The 1,571-nt window shown below is 43.2% G+C and carries 1 protein-coding gene; it reads right to left on the reverse strand.

The features are described from left to right. Positions 1-193 precede the first annotated feature (193 nt). A complete protein-coding gene (locus tag GFC01_RS17725; protein WP_152948472.1) occupies positions 194-1,435 on the reverse strand; it encodes an IS4 family transposase in 1,242 nt (413 codons plus the stop codon). Positions 1,436-1,571 lie beyond the last annotated feature (136 nt).

The raw sequence follows: 1,571 nt of genomic DNA on the forward strand, positions 1-1,571 counted from the left end.
CACTAGTGTTGCATTAAATTTTTAGCACGAAAGTCAACTTGTAATTTCTGTAATCTTGTTGATATATACTCTTAAGTATTGAATATTCTGAACAGCACCTTCTTCTCCATGGTTAACAGGCCAGCGACCCGATAAAGGTAGTCCTTATCCACGTTTTTACAGTCGCTGGTTTTTAAAAAAGATGAAAAAATGCTTACAAATAAATTGGTTCGCAGTCAACCCTGTGGATAAATTCTGCTTCGCCGTTTTCCACTTGCCAGACCGTAAGATCAAAAATTTGCTGGTTGTTGTCTTTTCGTCGACCACGGGATTTCTTAAGCACCCGTTTTAATTGTGCCAACAGTTCTTCAAGAGGACGGAAAAGGTAAATCAATAATAAGCGTTGTATCTCCAGTAATTTTTTGTTGGCAGCAATGTCTTTTTGGAACAATGTCAATAAACAAAAGGCAATCAAAGCAATCCAAATCTGGTTATATACGGTATATTCGCTTTTCCCGTAACATTTTTTGATTACCAGGTGCTGTTTGATCCACTTGAAGAACAGTTCTATTTGCCAGCGGTGGCGGTAGATATCGCTGATTTCCTGGGCGCTGATGTTCAGGTCATTAGTTACAATAACCACTGGGTTACCCTGACTGTCCCTAGTTTTAATCAGCCGCAAGGGGTGCTTCATTTGGGTGGTTCCGGGGTTTCCCAACAGAACGATGCTTTCCACCATGCTGGTACCCGTTACAGGACGCTCTTCAAGGATTTCAGTAATGAACCCGTCCTTGAGCCTGGAAACGAATCTGATCCCATCATCGCAGTAGCGATCCCACTTAGCGAAGTCCACGTACCCGCGGTCAAATACAACTAGAGCATCGGTCTCTTCTACGATCAGGTTATCCAGCTGGGATATATCCGGGTGTTTGGCCGGTTTCATAATGACCTTATCGGGGTATACTCCCCGGTCCGAAAAGACCAGCCGCAGATGGACCTTTACTCCGGCTTTGGTGCTCCGGTAATCAGCCCACCGGTATTGTGACAAACACAGGGTAATTGTGCTGGAATCAATGATATGGAGCTGGTTCACCCGGGGTTCCCCATTAATCCAGCGTTTATTACCTCTTGCAAGCCGTTGGTTGATTTCATCAAATAGTACCTGCAGAAACTGGGTGGGCAGGTCTCTCAGGCGTCTGGATAATTGGGCAGCGCTAATGGAATCAATTCCCAGAAGTTTTTGCAAATCGTCATTGTTGCTGGCTTCTGTGGATAACTTGCGAAGCGATTCCGCCTGACTTAATTGGGCCAGTAGCATAAGGTAAAGAAATGGCAAGGTTTTAAGCTTCTTGATGTAACGGTCCAGTTTTTGGCATCTCACCAACTTCGAAATTTTTTTGAGTGGCATCAGCGAAAGGTATTTACTAAACGTGGATTGTGTGGTATCCTTGTCCATACAGAGTCTCCTTATTATGGGAGTTGGACAGGACTACCTGCACATCCCCATTATAAGGAGTTTTTTCTTTGTGGAAAAGGATTTTTCATAAATTTAGGTCTTGACAAATAAAAATTTTATTTATGCAACGTTAGTG

The organism is Desulfofundulus thermobenzoicus, from assembly GCF_009428905.1.
In the GTDB taxonomy this organism is placed as follows: domain Bacteria; phylum Bacillota; class Desulfotomaculia; order Desulfotomaculales; family Desulfovirgulaceae; genus Desulfofundulus_A; species Desulfofundulus_A thermobenzoicus.